This is a genomic window from Streptomyces sp. NPDC028991, assembly GCF_055564775.1.
Window position 1 is genome coordinate 56,560 of the sequence record NZ_JBVHVP010000021.1, and the last position, 16,060, is coordinate 72,619.

The 16,060-nt window shown below is 71.2% G+C and carries 14 protein-coding genes and 4 pseudogenes; 8 read left to right on the forward strand and 10 right to left on the reverse strand.

The genetic code is table 11. The features are described 5' to 3' along the window. Positions 1-160 precede the first annotated feature (160 nt). From mnhG to ACZ4V1_RS29605, 8 genes are all read right to left on the reverse strand, one after another. Entirely contained in the window at positions 161-553 is a 393-nt protein-coding gene (gene mnhG / locus ACZ4V1_RS29570) for a monovalent cation/H(+) antiporter subunit G (protein WP_468341963.1), read from the reverse strand. Continuing rightward, the gene (locus tag ACZ4V1_RS29575; protein WP_468341966.1) at positions 550-816 is read right to left on the reverse strand and encodes an MrpF/PhaF family protein; all 267 of its coding nucleotides are present in this window, start codon (positions 814-816) and stop codon (positions 550-552) included. Before ACZ4V1_RS29575 ends, mnhG begins: the two co-directional genes overlap by 4 nt. After that, a complete protein-coding gene (locus tag ACZ4V1_RS29580) occupies positions 813-1,415 on the reverse strand; it encodes a Na+/H+ antiporter subunit E (RefSeq protein ID WP_468341969.1) in 603 nt (200 codons plus the stop codon). Before ACZ4V1_RS29580 ends, ACZ4V1_RS29575 begins: the two co-directional genes overlap by 4 nt. Further along, on the reverse strand, positions 1,412-2,944 hold the full coding sequence (locus ACZ4V1_RS29585; RefSeq protein WP_468341972.1) for a Na+/H+ antiporter subunit D: 1,533 nt from the start codon (positions 2,942-2,944) through the stop codon (positions 1,412-1,414). The genes ACZ4V1_RS29580 and ACZ4V1_RS29585 overlap by 4 nt, the downstream gene beginning before the upstream one ends. Then, positions 2,941-3,372, reverse strand: coding sequence for a Na(+)/H(+) antiporter subunit C (locus tag ACZ4V1_RS29590; RefSeq protein WP_468341974.1), 432 nt, complete (start codon positions 3,370-3,372; stop codon positions 2,941-2,943). The genes ACZ4V1_RS29585 and ACZ4V1_RS29590 overlap by 4 nt, the downstream gene beginning before the upstream one ends. Next, a complete protein-coding gene (locus tag ACZ4V1_RS29595; protein WP_468341976.1) occupies positions 3,369-6,221 on the reverse strand; it encodes a Na+/H+ antiporter subunit A in 2,853 nt (950 codons plus the stop codon). The genes ACZ4V1_RS29590 and ACZ4V1_RS29595 overlap by 4 nt, the downstream gene beginning before the upstream one ends. A gap of 857 nt (positions 6,222-7,078) precedes the next feature. Further along, positions 7,079-8,419, reverse strand: a complete 1,341-nt coding sequence (locus ACZ4V1_RS29600; protein WP_468341978.1) for an SPFH domain-containing protein — start codon at positions 8,417-8,419, stop codon at positions 7,079-7,081. Beyond that, on the reverse strand, positions 8,416-10,134 hold the full coding sequence (locus ACZ4V1_RS29605; protein WP_468341980.1) for an SPFH domain-containing protein: 1,719 nt from the start codon (positions 10,132-10,134) through the stop codon (positions 8,416-8,418). The genes ACZ4V1_RS29600 and ACZ4V1_RS29605 overlap by 4 nt, the downstream gene beginning before the upstream one ends. A gap of 485 nt (positions 10,135-10,619) precedes the next feature. Here ACZ4V1_RS29605 and ACZ4V1_RS29610 point away from each other — a divergent pair, with 485 nt between their 5' ends. The 4 genes from ACZ4V1_RS29610 to ACZ4V1_RS29625 all read left to right on the forward strand — a co-directional run bounded on the left by ACZ4V1_RS29610 (position 10,620) and on the right by ACZ4V1_RS29625 (position 13,650). Further along, the gene (locus tag ACZ4V1_RS29610; protein WP_468341983.1) at positions 10,620-10,997 is read left to right on the forward strand and encodes a hypothetical protein; all 378 of its coding nucleotides are present in this window, start codon (positions 10,620-10,622) and stop codon (positions 10,995-10,997) included. After that, positions 10,994-11,374, forward strand: a complete 381-nt coding sequence (locus ACZ4V1_RS29615; RefSeq protein ID WP_468341986.1) for a hypothetical protein — start codon at positions 10,994-10,996, stop codon at positions 11,372-11,374. The genes ACZ4V1_RS29610 and ACZ4V1_RS29615 overlap by 4 nt, the downstream gene beginning before the upstream one ends. Positions 11,375-11,457: 83 nt before the next feature. Continuing rightward, positions 11,458-11,841 carry a hypothetical protein gene (locus ACZ4V1_RS29620; RefSeq protein ID WP_468341989.1) on the forward strand — a complete coding sequence of 128 codons (384 nt, stop codon included), beginning with the start codon at positions 11,458-11,460 and terminating at the stop codon, positions 11,839-11,841. Between the two features lie 498 nt (positions 11,842-12,339). After that, positions 12,340-13,650, forward strand: a complete 1,311-nt coding sequence (locus tag ACZ4V1_RS29625) for a cytochrome P450 (RefSeq protein WP_468341992.1) — start codon at positions 12,340-12,342, stop codon at positions 13,648-13,650. On the opposite strand, the pseudogene ACZ4V1_RS29630 reads toward ACZ4V1_RS29625, so the two are convergent. Beyond that, positions 13,554-13,922, reverse strand: a pseudogene (locus ACZ4V1_RS29630) (hypothetical protein); the annotation flags it as partial. The gene ACZ4V1_RS29625 and the pseudogene ACZ4V1_RS29630 sit on opposite strands and share 97 nt — an antisense overlap. On the opposite strand from ACZ4V1_RS29630, the pseudogene ACZ4V1_RS29635 reads away from it, so the two are divergent. The 4 genes and pseudogenes from ACZ4V1_RS29635 to ACZ4V1_RS29650 all read left to right on the forward strand — a co-directional run. Then, positions 13,922-14,194: pseudogene (locus tag ACZ4V1_RS29635) on the forward strand (winged helix-turn-helix domain-containing protein); the annotation flags it as partial. The pseudogenes ACZ4V1_RS29630 and ACZ4V1_RS29635 overlap by 1 nt on opposite strands. Further along, positions 14,187-14,318, forward strand: a pseudogene (locus ACZ4V1_RS29640) (two-component sensor histidine kinase); the annotation flags it as partial. The pseudogenes ACZ4V1_RS29635 and ACZ4V1_RS29640, both read left to right, overlap by 8 nt. Continuing rightward, positions 14,309-14,527: pseudogene (locus ACZ4V1_RS29645) on the forward strand (ATP-binding protein); the annotation flags it as partial. The pseudogenes ACZ4V1_RS29640 and ACZ4V1_RS29645, both read left to right, overlap by 10 nt. Continuing rightward, a complete protein-coding gene (locus ACZ4V1_RS29650) occupies positions 14,524-15,183 on the forward strand; it encodes a response regulator (RefSeq protein WP_468341995.1) in 660 nt (219 codons plus the stop codon). The pseudogene ACZ4V1_RS29645 and the gene ACZ4V1_RS29650, both read left to right, overlap by 4 nt. Before the next feature lie 363 nt (positions 15,184-15,546). On the opposite strand, the gene ACZ4V1_RS29655 is transcribed toward ACZ4V1_RS29650, so the two are convergent. Then, the gene (locus ACZ4V1_RS29655; protein ID WP_468341998.1) at positions 15,547-16,011 is read right to left on the reverse strand and encodes a GNAT family N-acetyltransferase; all 465 of its coding nucleotides are present in this window, start codon (positions 16,009-16,011) and stop codon (positions 15,547-15,549) included. Positions 16,012-16,060 lie beyond the last annotated feature (49 nt).

The following is a 16,060-nucleotide window of genomic DNA, read 5'->3' on the forward strand; positions in this document are numbered from 1 at the left end:
AGGAGGACGGGGACAGGGCGAACGTTGCCTGATGCGGCACTTCCACCGCGACGGTTCACGTCCTGGCTCTTGTGCCCCGGACGACCACCGGCTCGTCCACCGGCTCGTCGGACGGCTCGTCGGACGGCCCGTCGACGACTGTCGGCGCGCACAGGCGCGGTCAGCGTTCGGAGTCCTCATCGCGCTCGGGCCGGTCGTGTTCGTGGAGGGGGGTGCCCTCGCGCGCGAGGCGGTCCGCGAGTTCGTCGCGGAGCAGCGAGTCCCGGTCGAGGCCGTGGGTGCGGTAGGCGGTGCGGCCGATGATCTGGCTGGTGATCGGGGCGGTGAGCAACTGGAACAGGGCGACGAGTAGCAGGACCGGGGCATGGCGCAGGGGCATCTGTACCGCCGCCCCCACCAAGATGAGCAGCAGTCCGAGCGTCTGGGCCTTGGCTGCCGCGTGGAGGCGGCTTCCGGTGTCCGGGAAGCGGAGCAGGCCGACGGCTCCGAGCAGGCAGAAGCCCGCGCCGGTGAGGAACAGGACGGCGGTGAGCCCGTCACGGGCGGCGGTCATCGCATGCCTTCCCGTTTCTCGATGAGGTGGGCAGCCGTCACCGAGCCGATGAAGGCCAGCAGGGCGAGCACGACGATCACGGGAACGGCGGTGGTGTCGTCACGCGCCGCCATGCCCACGGCGATTGCGGCGATGGCCATGGTCACGAGGACGTCGAGCGCCATGATGCGGTCGAGGGCGCGCGGACCGCGGATGAGGCGCTGCAAGGTGAGCAGGCCGGCCGCCGCGATCATGGCCAGCGTGGCGCCGTGGACGATGGTCATGGCTTCCTCCTTCGGATGGGCGGTGCGGTGTCGTCCTGAGGCTCGGGGTCCGATCCGTGTTGGCCGGCGCTCCGACGGTGGCCGACGGCCCGTGCCACCCGGCGTTCCACGGCCTGTACTCCATTTCGGCGACGGGTGATGTCATGCCGGTCGCGGACCGGCAGGGCGTGTACGTACAGACGTTTGCGGCGCCGGTCGATCTCTGCCACGAGGGTTCCCGGGGTCATGGTGGTGAGCTCGGCGACGGCTGTGATGAGCAGGTCGCTGTCGACGTGGAGAGGAACTTCGATGATCGCCGAGGAGGTTCTCCTGCCGTGGCGGACGACCTGCCAGGCGACCGTGGTCCCCGACGCGACGAGGTCCGTCAGCAGATGCACAAGCACTCGTGCGACGGGCAACGGCCTGGGTACGGCTCCGGGCAGGACTGCGGGCAGTGGGAAGGCCAGGACCACGGCGATGGCGACGAGCAGGCCGCCGATGACGACGACCGCTCCCGTGGATCCCCACAACAGGATCCACAGGAGCCACAGCCAGCCGATCATCGGCAGGTGGCGCAGGCCCCGGCGGACCCTGTCGGGAGAGCTGAAGGTGGGCGTCACCGGTCCCCCTCCCCCAGTACGGCGGACTGATAGGCGCGCGGGTGCAGCAGGTCGTCGGCGGCTCGTTCACCGAGACGGGCGAGGGGGCCTGCGCACACGGCGATGGCGACTCCGGTCGCCGCCATGCCCGCGGTCGCGCCGAGCATGAGCCGGGTCCCGGACGGGCGGGCGTGCCGGGCACCCGGTGGCCGTACGGGCCGTGCCTGCCCCGGGTCCGGCGGCCGTCCCATGAAGGCCGCCGTGGCTACGCGGGTCATGGCGTACAGCGTCAGCAGGCTGGTGAGCAGGGCGACCGCGGCGAGGGTGTACGCCGTCGGCCCTCCCCGGCCGACTCCCGCCTGGAGCAGGGCCAGCTTGGCCACGAAGCCGGAGAAGGGCGGGATGCCGGAGAGGCTCAGAGCGGGGACGGCGAACAGCACGACGACCAGCGGACCGGGCGGGGTGCGCCTCGCCATGCGGTGGAGTGCGGCGGTTCCCGCTCGGCGCACCGTGAGACCCGCGACGAGGAACAGGGCCGCCTGGACGACGATGTGGTGCACGACGTAGAGGATGGTGCCGGCCAGTCCCCGGGTGTCGAACAGCGCGAGGCCGAACAGCATGAAGCCGATGTGGCTGACGAGCGTGAAGGCCAGCAGCCGGTTGAGGTCGTCCTGGGCGATGGCGCCGAGAACGCCGACGATCATGGTGATGATCGCGGCGCAGGCAAGCAGGGTCCACACCTCGGTGCGGGGGAAGAGCAGCGTCTGGGTGCGCAGCAGGGCGTACACGCCGACCTTGGTCAGCAGGGCGGCGAACACGGCGGTGATCGGCGCGGGCGCGGTGGGATAGCTGTCGGGCAGCCAGAAGTGCAGTGGCACGATCGCCGCCTTGATGCCGAGAACGGCCAGGAGCAGCAGGGCGAGTGCCGAGCGCAGGCCGTCGGGCAGTTCCGCGAGCCGTGGGCCGAGCTGCGCCAGCGTCACGGTGCCGGTGGCCGCGTACACGAGAGCGACCAGGGTGAGGAACAGCAAGGAGGAGGTCAGGCTGACGATCGTGTACGTCATGCCGGCCCGGGTGCGCTTCTCGCCCGCGTCCAGGGTGATCAGGACGTAGGAGGCGGCGAGCATCACCTCGAAGGCGACGAAGAGGTTGAACAGGTCACCGGTGAGGTAGGCCAGGCTGACCCCTGTGACGAGCAGCAGGTAGGCGGGGTGGAAGACCGCCGCAGTGCGCCGGCGCTCCTCGGCGGTGCCCTGGCCGATGGCGAAGACCAGCACCGCCAGCGCCACCAGCGCCGACACGGTGAGCAGCAGGGCCGACAGCCGGTCGGCCACGAGCGGGATGCCCAGGGGCGCGGGCCAGCCGCCGACCTGCAGGGTCTGGGGACCGCGCCGGTCGGCCAGAACGAGGAGCGCCGCGCCGCAGGCCACGACTCCTGTGAGGACGCCGATACTGAGCCCGCGCACCATCGCGCGGGACATGCCCAGCAGAGACAGACCGGCACCGAGAGCCGGCAGCAGGACGGGCAGTGCGAGCAGGGCCGCCGTCATCGGTCTCCTCCCGTCGCGGGATCGCCGGCAGTCCGGTCGGGCCCCGGGGCGGCCTCGCCGCGTTCGCCGGCGGTGCCGATGCGCCGGTCCTCCACGTCGTCGCGCACCTCGTCGTGCCCGGAAAGGCGCCAGGACCGGTACGCCAGGGCCACCAGAAAGGCTGTGAGCCCGAAGGTGATCACGATCGCCGTCAGCGCCATGGCCTGGGGCAACGGATCGGCCATCCCCGCCGGGTCCGTGTCCTGTCCTTTCAGCACCGGTGGCCGGCCGGGCGTGCCCCCGGCCACCAGGAGCAGCAGGTTGGTCCCGTGGCCCAGCAGGATGAACCCCAGAACGATCCGCATCAGGGAACGCTGCAGCATGAGGTAGAAGCCCACGGCGAACAGGCCCCCGACCACCAGGGACATCGTCACGTCGATCGGGTTCACCGCGGCTCGCCTTTCTTCTCGGCGCCGGCAAGGGCCGGGGCCACGTCCGCTGCGGGTTCGTCCTGACCGAGCGAGACGCCCACCGCCGACAGCAGTTTGAGGATGACGCCGACGACGAGCAGGTAGACGCCCATGTCGAAGAACAGGCTGGTGGCGAACTTGACCGTGCCCACCAACGGCGGGTGAAACGTCACCACCGCGCTCTCCAGCGGCGCGCCGCCGAGAATCAGCGGGAACAGCCCCACGGCGGCGGCGAGCAGCAGTCCCGATCCCGCGACCCCGCCCGCGGACACCCGTACGGCCGCCCCCAGGTCCGCCCGTCCGCCGACCAGGTAGCGCAGCACGAATGCCTGGCCCGCGACCAGGCCGCCGGCGAATCCGCCACCAGGACGGTAGTGCCCGGAGAACAGCAGGAACAACGACAGCACCAGGATCGAGGGGAACAGCAGCCGGGTGGCCACCTCCAGCAGCACCGAACGCTCGCCCCCGGGCCGCTCTCCCGCACCGGGCAGCCAGGTCTGCACCGGTTGGTCCCAGTGCGCCGCCGGGAACGGACCGCCGCCTTCACCGTCAGGAGCCCTCCGCCCGCCGCGCCCGCCCACCCGGACCAGGCTGACGACCCCGACGGCGGCCACCAGCAACACCGAGATCTCACCCAGCGTGTCCAGCGCGCGGAAGTCGACCAGGGTCGCGTTCACGATGTTGTCGGCGCCCGCCTCCGCCATGCGGTCCGCGTATCCCGCGGAGACCGGCGGAGCCGGGCGCGCGGCGGACGCCGCCAGGGCGAAGCAGGTGACGAGGACGCCGACCGCGCCGGCCACCACGGCCCGCACGAGGCGCACCCTGGCCATCGTCCGTCCAGGGCTGAACCGCGCCGGCATCCGGCGCAGCACCAGCACCACCACGACCAGCGTCATCGTCTCCACGAGGAACTGCGTCAGCGCCAGGTCCGGCGCGCCCCGCACCACGAACACCCCGGCCACCCCATAGCCGACCGCGCCTGCCAGCAGGATGCCCGTGAGCCGGTGCCGGGTGGCCACCACGGCCGCTGCCGCCGTCAGCACCACCACCGCCAGCAACGGTTCGGCCGGGGACCACCACGGCCGCGGGGAGCCCAGCGAAGGGGCCGCTGCCGCCAACGCCGCGCCCGGCACCACCACCACGGTCACCAGAAGCACCGTCAGATAGAGCGGCAGCGAGCCGACCTGCGTACGCCGGGTCACGGCCAGGGCCAGCCGGTCAACAGCCGCGACAGTACGGTCGAACGCGGCCTGCACGTCCGGCAGACGGCGCGTGGCAGGCAGCGAGCGCCTGACCAGATGCAGCAGACCGCCCAGCGCCAGGCTCAGCGCCGACAGACCCAGCACGGGTGTGAATCCATGCCACAACGCCGGCTCGTACGGCCCCTGATCGCCGGGCCGGTAGACGTTGGCGTACGCGTCGACGACGGCCGCCGTGCCCGCGTATCCCACCCCCAGCGCCAGGCCCGCGCCCGACAGCACGGCCACCGGCGCGACAAACCCCGCCTCCGGGCGCTCGGCCTCGGTCACCACCCCACCGGGGCGCCCTCCGAAGGCCCCATGCAGGAACCGCGCCGCGTACGCCACGGTCAGCGCGGAGCCGACCGTCAGCACCACCGTCATCTGTCCGTGCCCGTCGAGTCGGGTGCCGTGCAGGAACGCCTCGAAGTACGCTTCCTTGCCCAGGTAGCCGACCAGCGGCGGAAGACCGGCCATCGAGGCCGCGGCGAGCACGGCGGCCCCGCACAGGACGGGCAGGCGGCGCCACAGGCCCGACAGCTCCCGGATGTCCCGGGTCCCCGTCTGGTGGTCCACGATCCCGACGGTCAGGAACAGCGCCGACTTGAACGCCGCGTGTGCGAGCAGCATGACCTCACCGGCCAGCGCCCCGGTCCGGGTGCCCGCCCCGAGCAGGGCCATGAGCAGGCCCAGTTCGCTGATGGTGCCGTAGGCCAGCAGCAGCTTCAGGTCGGTCTCGCGCAGCGCCCGCCACGCGGCCAGCACCATCGAGGTCAGCCCCACCGCGAACACCATCGGCCGCCACGGCTCCACCTCCGCCAGTGCGGGTGCCAGCCGGGCGACCAGGTAGACACCGGCCTTGACCATCGCCGCCGCGTGCAGATAGGCGCTCACCGGCGTGGGAGCCACCATGGCCGCGGGGAGCCAGCCGTGCAGCGGCATCTGCGCGGACTTGGCGAACGCTCCGACCAGGATCAGCACCACCGCGACGGACACCATCCCGCCCCTGGGCGGTTCGGCGACGATCGCGGAGATCCGGTACGTACCGGCCGTCTGCCCGAGCACGACGAAGCCCAGCAGCATGGCCAGGCCGCCGGCCGTCGTCACCAGCAGCGCGTGCCGGGCGGCGCGCCGCTCCTCCGCCGCCTCGCCCCGCCCCGCGATGAGCAGGTACGAGGCGACGGTGGTCAGTTCCCAGAAGACGTAGAGGACGAAGAGGTTGTCGGCGAGGACGAGCCCTGCCATCGCCCCGGCGAAGGCCAGCAGCAAGGCGGCCTGACGGCCGGTGTCCCGCTCGACGTAGTACCGGCAGTAGAGCAGAACCAGGGCTCCCACGCCGGCGACGATCCACAGCATCACCAGGGAGAGCGCGTCCAGCCGCAGGTCGACCGTCAGTCCGAGCGCCGGGGCCCACGGCAGGGACTCCCGGTACTCCGCGCCGCCCAGGACCCGTGCCGCGCGTGTGCCCGCCCAGACCACCGCGGCCAGCGGCGCCAGGGCCGCGACGAACCACACGGCATGGCCGAGCCGCCGCTGCCACCAGGGGATCGCCGCCGCGACCCCCGCATGCGCGGCCAGCAGCAACAGCACTGCACCAACTCCTTAGTGGAACCCGGCCCACCGACACGCGGCCCACCCGCACGGCTCGAGCCTGGGCTGCACACCGATCGACGGCCATGGGTTCCCGGTATCGCGCGTATCAATCCCGGAGGTGGGGCAAACGGGCGCACAGCCGCCACCCCACCCACTCGCGGCCCTCGCGGGGAGTGGATCCGTCCGCCGGTCAAGAGGTGGGCGTCCGCGTCGACGGCGGTCTGGTGAGCCCCGTGCGCCCGAAGGCGGAGATCCGGCCGATCTGGGGAAGGCCGGCCACGCCAACCGTTTTCGCTCGGGCGTGGCCGGAGGTGTCACCGTTCCCCAGGGCCGCTCACCCCCGGCCTCAGGCGCGGACCACACCGTCCCGGTCCGGGGCTGCGGGGCTGCCGCTCTGCCCGTCTCCGTGTCGTTGTTCTGGCTTGTCTTCCTCGGTGCGCTGACGGTGCGACAGGCCCGGGCGCCTATGAGTTCAGGGACGGCCGGGGCGTCGTATGGGCCCGGAGCGCCCGCCACATGCCTGAATGGGTGCTGCGCACGGGACCCGCCACCTCACCGCCCTTGTCCCGGCTCGCCCTGGCCTGCGTCATCGGGCAGCGCCGCAGGCACGGGTGAGGGTCCGGTACGGATGCCCGCCGACGACCGCCATGAGTACCCCGCCCACCCCTCACACCGGACCCGTAGCCTGCGAACCCGCATTGTCCCGTGCCTTTGCCTTGATGACGGCACACCAGCGAGAAGCACCATGGCCACTGCCTGCCCGCGCCCATGGGCCCGTGCCCGCTCCCCGGTACGGTCGGGCGCCCGGGAGGGGCCGAGCCCGTCCCGGAAGCAGCGCCCCGACCTGTGCTGTCTCAGCGTGCGTCGCCGCCCTCCTCGCGGACGCCGGACCGGCCGTAGTCGTCGGGGCGCCCCCAGTCCTGCGCCGTCGGTGCCGTCAGCCGCGGCAGCAGTTGGGCAGTGAGCAGCGTCGACAGGGCCGAGGTGTCGGTGCCTGCGCCGTCGGTGCGGACGACCACCGGCTGCGGGGCCTTCCCCGCAAGCTGGGCGCCCACGTCCAGGCGCCGGCGGGCGAGTTCGTACTGGAGCACCGCCCGGTTGTCACGGTAGGCCTTGGCCAGCGCGCGCTGAGCGCGGGCCTCGTTCTCAGCGGCGATGAGGCCGCTGCGCCCCCGCGTCTCGATCTCGAACCGGACGCGCTGCGCCTCGGTCTCCTGCTGCTCCAGTAGCTGAGCGACCTGCTCGCGGGCCCTGTTCAGCGCGGCCTTCACCTCGACGATCCGGGCGTCGCGGACCTTCTTGGCGCGTTCGATGTCCATGCCCAGGCTGTCGATGCGGCGCTTGCGGATCAGGCCCCATTCCTGGTCGTAGGCGGTGCGCTCCTTGGAGACCCGCTCGCGGGTGGCCAGGTGCTGCTGGTACTGCGTCGGCAGCTGCACGTCCGGGATGTTGGAGCCGGTGATGCGCACGCCGTAGCCGGACAGCTGACGGTTGAGCAGTTCCTGCATGTCGGCGACGTCCGAGCCGCGCAGGTCGTAGGCGCGCTCGGTGCGCATTTTGCGGGCCCGCTGCCGGATCGCGTCCTGCACCGCACTGGACAGCACCAAGTCGAAGTTGCCCGCGCCGATGGTACGGACGAACAGCACCGCGTCGGTGATGCGGAACTTCAGGAAGAACTCGATGGACCGCAGCGGCACGTTCTCCTGCGTCGGGCAGGCCATCACAGGCGCCGAGTACGGGATCTCGGTGGCCGTGTCGACGACGAAGTCGACCCGCGACCACGGGTGCCACAGGTAGTGCCGGCCGGCGTCCAGGGTGCGGGTGACGGCGCCATAGCGCGTCAGCACACCGTGGGTGCCCTGCTCGATCTCCACGATCGATGAACGCCACCACCACAGGGCGCCGATCAGCAGCAGCACCCCGCCGGCGGTGTAGCACAGGGTACCGAGGGCGCCGAAGGCGACGTCGGCTGAGCCCTCGGTGTCCGCCTCGCGCAGCGAAAGCATCACACCGGCCAGCAGGGCGTAGACGCCGAGCCAGAGCGGCAGCATCCACCACAGGCGACGGCGGTGGCGCGGGATGATGACCGGGATCAGCGTGTCGGCCTCGCCACCGCGCAGCAGGCGGGCGATGTCGTTCCAGGGGGCCACCGCCTCGGCGATGACCGAGCGGCGGCTCATACGGGCGGTGCTCACTGCTGGTCCTCCTCGCGAATGGCGGACGGTTCCTCCGCGTCATGCGGTGCCGCACTCGCAGCACCGGATTCACCCGGTGCGCCGGTCTCGTCGGGCATCTGCGGCACGGTGGGCCGCTCGGCGGCCAGCAGGGCGCCGATCTCTTCCTGGCGTGCGGTGATGCGCTCGGACACCTCCCCCAGACGGCCTCGGACGGCCGCCATGTCCTCGTCCGTGAACAGTTCCGCGCCGCGCTCGCCGATCAGCTCCCGGGCCAGTTCGAGGAAGTCGATCCCCGCGCCGCCGACGCCGCTCGTGCCGCCTCCACCGATGCGCACCAGGCGCGGCAGGTGGTCGGCGACCTGCTCCAGGGTGTCCAGAACCTGCTGCTGGTAGCGGTACTCGAGGATTTCGGGTGCCTCCGCCGCGGTGACCGCGCGGATGTCGAGGGCCTGCGCCTCCAGCAGCGCCGCGTTGGCCTTCGCCTCCGACTCGGCCTGCACGTAACGCTGGCGGGCCGTTGCCTCGGCGCGGTTGGTCTCCCGCTCCACGGCGGTGTCCATCTGCGCCTGGTACTGGGCGATGTCCGCCTGGATCGCCGAGAGGGTCTCGTGGCTGGAGGCGAGCTCCCTGGTCAGGTCGCCCTCGTCCTGCTGCTTGCGGAGCTGGAGGGCGTACTCGTGGGTGTACGCCTCCTTGGCCACGCGGACCATCTCGGGCGCGGCCAGGTCCATCCGGTAGCGCCGGTCGGCGGGCTCGGCGTGCGTGATGTTCGCGTTGGTCAGCTCCACCGCGGGCCGGAACTGCTGGTTGAGCTGCTCCAGCAGGCGGCCGGTGTCCTCGCCGACCATGTCGTAGATACCGGCGGCCTCCTGCTCGTAGATCAGGCTGCGGATGGTCTCGCTGACGGCGTTGCTCAGTTTCTCCTCGAAGCCGCGCACCGCCCCCAGCGTGTAGACGAACTCCACCGGGTCACTGATCCTGAACTGGATGAACAGGTCGATGGACGCCTTGACGCCGCCCTTGGTGGGGGCTTCGCGCACGGGTGCGTTGAACGGGTACTCGCGGGTGGTGTTGACGATGTAGGACACCCGCTTCCAGGGGCTCAGCAGGGTGACGCGACCGGGCCCGACGACCTTCTCCAGTTTGCCGAACCGGGTGATCAGCGCCTGACTGCCCTCCGGCACCATGACCAGGCCCTGCCGCCACCACACGAAGAACACGGCGAGCAGCGCGATGACCCAGTAGTGCAGCCCGAACAGCGGGTTGGTGAGCGGTTCGGCGCCCACCGTCGACACGACCGCGGTGCCCACCGCGCCCAGCACCAGCAGCGACAACACCGGAAGCATGGACAGGAGGGAGCGGCCCTTGGGCATCACCATCGGGCAGATGGCGTGCACCGCTTCGCCCTGCTCGTGCAGTTGCTCGCTGCGGCCGAGGGCTTCCCCGGCCTCGTCCAGCGGCACCGTCTTCTGCCGCATGACGGTGGCGATGGAACCGCCCTGCTCCCGGGCCGCCGGGAAGTCGGCCGGATCCATGCCCTCGCTCTCGGTCTCGTACCGCTCGCCGTCGCCGTGGTCGTCGGAGCCCGCGTAGCGCAGGGCCCTCTCCTGGCCGCCGGCGTTTCCGCGTCCGGTGCGGCGGTGCAGTTCCTCCTGCGCCGCCGCACGCGGATCGGTGCCGGAAGCGACGGCCTCGGCGACATTGCGTAGGCTCTGCGCCCGCGTTCGTGCCACGGCTGCCCCTTTTGGTCGTGGTCTGGTCGTGCTCTGGTCGTGCTCTGGTCGTGGTCGGGTGTCCCGTGTGTCCAGTGTGCTTCAGGTCATCCCACACGACGGTGCCCGGCAAGCGTAAGGGACGCCTCCGGCATGGTTACCGCGCAGTAATTGCCGGGATGTACCCCTTACGCCAGGAGAGGGAGAGCGCGACCGGAGGAAAAGCGAGCCCACGCGCCGCCACTCGCTGACCTCAGCCACCCCTCCGCGGCGCCGGAGAGTCGAGATGTCAGCCCGCGAGGCAGACATACGTCACTTCTGCCCTCGTCGGCGCAGCGTCCGTCGTCATGGCAGGCGCGGGCGCGCACAGCGACGCCGAGCCCATGTGCGGCCCCGGTGCCGAAGATGAATCCGAGAGGGGACCGCATGTTCACCCTCCGCAGCGGCCGGCAGCCCTTGAGCCGGGCCATGAGCCGGGTCCACACCTGCGGGTAGGGTGCTTGGCCATGAGCACAACACCGCACGATCTGCGCCGGGTTGGCATCCACGCCACCCTCGGAACCGGTGCGGCCTCCTCCGCCGCCGCGTTCGGCGCCGGGTTGGCTCTCGCCGCCGACCAGAGCGGCAGTGCGGGCCCTGGCAGCATCGCCGTCGAGTACTCGGTCGGCCCCCGCCACGGCAGCGGGAACCAGTCCCCGCCAGGAGGCCCGTCGCCGGGCGTGTGCACCGGCCATTCGGCGACCATGGGGAACGAGGCCGCGGTGCGGGGCAAAGCGATCTCGCCCGCCTGCCGGTTCGTCGGTGACAGCCGGGCCAAGGACGCCGAAGCCGCAGCCGAGGACCTCCGGCACGCCGCCCGTGTTCTGGAGCGGGGCCGCCGGTGAACACATGCCGGTGGGTCACCCCGCGCCGCCTCGGCGCCGCCGCCGCGGTCTACGGCGTGTTCGTCGCGGGCTGGTACCTGGGGCAGCCCGTCAGCCCCGAAAGCCACGTCGATCAGGCTGCCCTCGACCGGATCGCCGAGAAGTACGAAGCGGAGCCGTCCCCGGCCCCCGCCCCAACCTCCACACCGGCACCGGCACCGGCACCGGCACCGGCACCGACGACGTACCCGTCACGCCGGGACTCCGATTTCCTCCCCCTCCCGCTCGACGCCGGCAACAGTCTGTCCGGGACGCTCACGGCCTACGCCGTCGCCTGCACCAACGACACGGGCGAACGCTCCCGCCTTCGGGCGTGGTTCGAGGTCCACTGGCCGTAGAGAGGTGGCGAGGTAGCGCGGTGGCGCGGTCCGGTGTGTACGCCGACGCGGGCGCAGGCCTCGTGTCGTGCGACACTCCCCGGGTGCCTGCCTGGATAACCTTGCGCCGCCTCGGCGCCGTCACCACTCTGTACGCCGTGTTCCTGGCCGGGTGGTGCCTGGGCCAGCCCGTGCGCTCCGACGGCTGCCTCGAAGACCGGCTCGTCGCCGGGGGAATCGGTCGTCCCACAGCGGTGGAGCCGGCCGACCCCAGCCGATACCTCGGGAACCTCGGCCTCGACTTCGGCCTCCTCGACTGGGCCGACGACATGGACGGCCGCCGAGACGGCGAATACGGCCCCAGCGACTACGGACACGACCTGCGGGGCGGGTCCGAAGCGCATGTCACGTCCGGCCCCGCCTACACTCCTTGCTCCTACAAGAAGCGCGCCCGCCTGCTCGCGTGGATCAACGGCGACTGGGGCTGACCACACCAGTGCCCGCCTCACGGGCTCGTTCACCACGTCGGGCTCGCGCAGCACGTTCCAGTCCGCCGACGGGGTCGACCGACGTGTGGTGTCTCGTCACCGCTCAGACGGGACGGGCCGCTGTCTCACGCCCTCAGGCCCGGGCGGCAACACGTTCCTGCTTTCCGCGGAATCGGTGAGCGCCGCGGTGGCGCATGTCGCGAGCACCGACCGTGACCAGAGCATCCCGGATCCAACGGCCGGTTGCGGCCAGCCCGCCTGTCGTCACTGCCGGGACGGAGTCGAGCTGGTAACTGTTGGTGAGGTGCACGTGTATGCGAGAGCGAACTCCGGTTGGCGGATTGCGACGGGTCCTGTGCCGGGCGCCGGCCCTGCCCTCTCTCTCGCCCAGGACGCAGCTGTGAGGTGTCGGTGAGTAGCGGTGAGGTGTGTTCCGTCGGTGTACCGCGCAAGGGGCGGCAAGGGCCGCTGCCGTCCGGAAAAGGTGGCCTGCTCGCTGTGCCCCTGCACCGCGTCCTCGGACAGTTGGTGCGGCGGGGACCGCTCGGCCTGATCGAAGCTCTCGGCCGGCAGTCCCAGGGCGCTGTGACGCAGTTGGGCCTCGGCCCGTTCCGGCCGTTGCTGATCACGCATCCCGACCATGTAAGGCACGTCCTTCGTGAGAGAGAGGACAACTACCCCCGGGGTACTGCGATGTGGGAGGCACTGGGCCGGCTGACCGGAACGGGGATCGCTGGAGAAGGCCCCCAGTGGCTCGCCAGCCGCGACATCCTCCGCAAAGGGCTGTCCAGCGGGTTTCTGCGCCGGGAGGGTGACGGCATCGCCGCCGCGGTCGAAGCGGGCGTGAAGGACTTCGCGAGCCGGGCACGGGCAGGGCGAGTGGATGTGACGGCGGAGATGACCCGGCTCGTACACCGGGTCATCAATCCGGTGTTCTTCGGATCCCGCATCACCGACGCCCAGTGCGACCGGCTGGGAGCAGAAGTCGTCACGGCGCTCAACTCGCTGCTGTGGCGCACGGCCATGCCCTTCGTCCCCTACGGCGTTCCCGTTCCCGGGGACCGTGCCTTCGTGCGCGCCACCCGCCGCATCAACGGCATCCTGCTGCCCGTCATCGACCGGGCCCGCCGCGAGCAGACGCGGGGCGAAGACCTGATGAGCGGACTGCTGCAGGGGACCGATGCGAACGGACAGCCGCTGAGTGCCGAGCACATCAGCCAGGACATCGTGGCACTGTTCGTGGCCGGGTCGGACTCCAGTGCCCTGACGCTGACGTGGACCTGGGTGATGCTGGCACAGCACCCGCACATCGCCGCACGAGTACGGCGGGAGGCCGACGAAGTGCTGGCCGGGGGGCCGCCGCGGCGTGAGCACGTGCGCCGACTGGTGTACACCCAGCGAGTGCTGGCTGAGGTGATGCGCCTGTACTCGATGGCCTGGGCCGTCCCCCGGGTGGCGAAGGAGGACGACGTGGTGGGCGGCGTCCGGGTCCGCGCCGGCTCCACGCTGGTGATCTCCCCCTACCTCACACATCGGATCTCCGCTTTCTGGCCCGACCCGCTGCGCTTCGACCCCGACCGTTTCGCCCCGGAGGCGGTCCGCGGCCGGCACCCGCTGGCCTACCTGCCCTTCGGCGACGGCGCGCATCGGTGCGTGGGACAGGCGTTCTTCGCCATGGAGTCCGTGCTGATCGTGGCCCGCCTCCTCAGCCGCTACGACCTGCACCTCACCTCGAGCCCCCGAGCCCGCCTCGCGGTCGCTCTGCCCCCTTCCCGACGTGTCGACGCCATCCTCACCCCTCGGACCTGACCCGCCCGCTCCCCGGCCCGAAGGATGGGCCCCCGTGCGGCCAGAGGAGCAGCGTTCACCCCGACGGTCAGATCACGCAGCTCCTTTCCGCGCACTTCGCTCGGTCCGTAATCGTGCCTATCGGTGCGCCGGACGATGGCTTTCGCATCCCGTACCGCCATCAGCATGAGCATCAGCGTGTAGTCGGCCACGCTGTCCGGCGAGTAGGAGACGTTTTCGACAAGGATGCCGATGCTCTTTGCGTACTCCACGTCGATGTGGTTGTAGCCGACACCGGGACGGCCGCTACATCGCGCTCACCCGCAAACAGTTCGCTGTCCTCGAAGTCCTCGTCGCCGCCGAAGGCGGTGTCGTCAGCGCCGAAGAGCTCCTGGAACGGGCATGGGACGAGAACGCCGACCCGTTCACCAACGCCGTACGCATCACGGTCTCGGCCCTGCGCAAACGTCTCGGTGAACCCTGGCTCATCGCTACCGTGCCAGGCGTCGGCTACCGCATCGGCACGACGCCCGGCACCGAGCATGGGGGCAGTGACCGTGGATAGGCAGCCCGGCCCGGGCGTCCGCCTCAAACTCACCCTCAGCTACGCCGGATTCCTCATGCTCGCGGGGGCCCTGCTGCTCGTCGCCGTGGGAGTGTTCCTCCTGCGATCGGGCTGGCTGCAGACGTGATCGTCTACCGGCCGGACGCCCTCACCATCCGCGTCGACGACAACGGAAGGGCCACCTCGCAGCCCGCGCCGACGCCCGGGCTCGGGCTCGGGCTGCTCGGCATGCGCGAACGCGTCACGGCCCTGGGCGGCCGCCTGCGCACCGAGCCGCACCGCGCAGGCGGCTTCACCGTCCAGGCCGAACTCCCTACGAACGGAGCCCCGTGATCCGGGTCCTGCTGGTCGACGACCAGCCGCTCATCCGCAGCGGTTTCCGCGCGCTGCTCGGCCTCGAAGACGACATCGAGGTGGTGGCCGAGGCCTCCGACGGCCAAGAGTGCCTGGCGCTCGCCAGGAGACACCTGCCCGACGTCGCGCTCATCGACATCCAGATGCCCGTCATGGACGGCATCGAAGCGACCCGGCGCATCGCCGCAGATCCGGCCCTGGCCGGCGTACACGTCGTCATGCTGACCAACTACGGCATGGACGAGTACGTGTTCGACGCGCTGCGCGTCGGTGCCGCCGGCTTCCTCGTCAAGGACATCCTGCCGGAGGACTTCCTGCACGCCGTACGCGTCGCCGCCCGCGGCGACGCCCTGCTCGCACCCACCATCACCCGCAAGCTCATCGACCGGTACGTCACCCAGCCGCCCGCCCGCATCGGCAGCGCTCTGGAGGATCTGACCAGCCGCGAACGCGAGGCCGTCGCCCTGGCCGCACACGGTCTGTCCAACGACGAGATCGCCGACCGCATGGTCATCAGCCCGTCGACCGCCAAGACCCACATCAACCGGGCCATGGCCAAGCTCCACGCCCGCGATCGCGCCCAGCTCGTGGTCCTCGCCTACGAGTCCGGCTTGGTGACCCCGCGCAACTCCTGACCCCCGCACGCCGTGGACCGCGCCAGTGCGCTACGGCGCCTCGTCGCCCAGAATCTCGTCGGACTGCGGCCGCTGATACCGCAGCCTCGGAAGGGCGAGGGGGTTGTCGACGACGCGTGCGTGGAGGTCGCCCGCCGTGAGCGCGGGCCGCAGGGGCGCCGGAGGCCCGCGCCCCTGCGACGAACTCTTCGTCGGCCTCGCTTCCGGCCCGGCGGATCTTCAAGTCGTCGCCGAGGAAGTGCATCAGTTCGAGGACCTGCCGGGGGAAGTCCTCGGCGTCGCTCGCGCCGCGGCGCGGGGCGGCGGCCGTGGCGTCATCGGTGCCCGGGGCTCGGCCCAGGCCCAGATGGTCGGCCAGGGCCGTCAGACGTTGAGCGGCAGATCCCTGTGGAAGACGGCCATAGCGCAGCCGGGGCCGTTGTAGTCGTCGACGATCTTCGTGTCGAAGCCGAGGCTGCGGTGGAAGGCGATCGAGCCGGTGTTCCCGACTGACGTGATCGCCTTCAGCCGCCGAGCGCCATGACCCTCCGCTGCTTCAGCGAACGCCGCGTACAGACGGCGCCCGAGACCGGTGCCACGGGCGTCGTCCCGCGTGGCGATCAGATGCACGTACCCGGTGCCGTCGGGAGTGACGAACCCGAAGACGTACCCGCGGATTCCGTCCTCGGCTCGGGCAATCAGGCAGGTGGAACCGAACTCCTGCACCAGTGCCAGAAGGTGCAGCGACCGAAGGTCGCGTTCGCCCCAGTAACGGGGGTGATCGGTCAGTACCTCGTGGAAGTCGGCCACCGCGGCCGGTGCGATGTGTATCCCCATGACGACGATCATGGCAGGTGCCTGGCTGTCACAGGCCAAGGTCCGCACGGGTCGGACACGT

Coding starts and splice junctions, on each gene's coding strand:
- mnhG (WP_468341963.1), bottom strand. CDS start 553: ATGACCGCCGCCCGTGACGGGCTCACCGCCGTCCTGTTCCTCACCGGC.
- ACZ4V1_RS29575 (WP_468341966.1), bottom strand. CDS start 816: ATGACCATCGTCCACGGCGCCACGCTGGCCATGATCGCGGCGGCCGGC.
- ACZ4V1_RS29585 (WP_468341972.1), bottom strand. CDS start 2,944: ATGACGGCGGCCCTGCTCGCACTGCCCGTCCTGCTGCCGGCTCTCGGT.
- ACZ4V1_RS29610 (WP_468341983.1), top strand. CDS start 10,620: ATGAGCACAACACCGCACGATCTGCGCCGGGTTGGCATCCACGCCACC.
- ACZ4V1_RS29655 (WP_468341998.1), bottom strand. CDS start 16,011: ATGATCGTCGTCATGGGGATACACATCGCACCGGCCGCGGTGGCCGAC.